Annotated in this window: 1 pseudogene; it reads left to right on the forward strand. The window is 60.1% G+C overall.

The features are described 5' to 3' along the window. Positions 1 to 740: pseudogene (locus CU102_RS28355) on the forward strand (DUF5801 repeats-in-toxin domain-containing protein); the annotation flags it as partial.

The raw sequence follows: 740 nt of genomic DNA on the forward strand, positions 1-740 counted from the left end.
CCATCCCGATGAAACCGACCCGGACGACCAAATCGATCTGACTGACAAGGTGTTCGCCTCGGTCACGGGGACCTCCGTGAATAATTTCTCAGGCCAGAACGCCGCGCCCGGCAATCATGATTTCTACGTGATCAATTCGTCCAATGACGCTACCAAGCAGCTTCTGGTGACAGGTTTCGAGGGGGCGGCCAATGCCACCGCCAACGTGAGTACACAGGGCTTCGGCGTCGCCAACCAGAGCATTAATCCGACCGAAACGCTGCAGGTCGATTTTGTCACCGGCGGTACCGTGCCCGCAGGTGATGGCGCGGAGATCCAGTACGGCAGCCATCTCGATAATGTCATGCAGGCCGGGTTCACGATCAACCAGATCACGCCGTCTGCTCCGGCGGGCCGGGTGGACATCAGGATCAGCGCCTTCGACGTTACGGGCAACGAGCAAGGCTTGAACTTCTACGACGGCAGCCCGACCGCCGCCGCGCCCATTACCAGCATCAAGTTGACGGGCACGTCGGGGGTTGCATTGCCGATCACCGTCGATGGTACCTATGATGTCGCGGGGAGCGTTGACGTCACCGTCAGCGGGCTCGGCACCGGTGTCGTCACCATCACAGGGCTCGATAACGTCACCACCGTCGATGTCACAACCAGCAGCCAGATGGATCGGCTGACGGTTACGGGGGTCGATTCAAACGAAGGGCTCGACATCACCGAGTTCCATTTCTCGGCGCAGACCACCA

It is taken from the genome of Phyllobacterium brassicacearum, from assembly GCF_003010955.1.
GTDB classification, from domain to species: domain Bacteria; phylum Pseudomonadota; class Alphaproteobacteria; order Rhizobiales; family Rhizobiaceae; genus Phyllobacterium; species Phyllobacterium brassicacearum.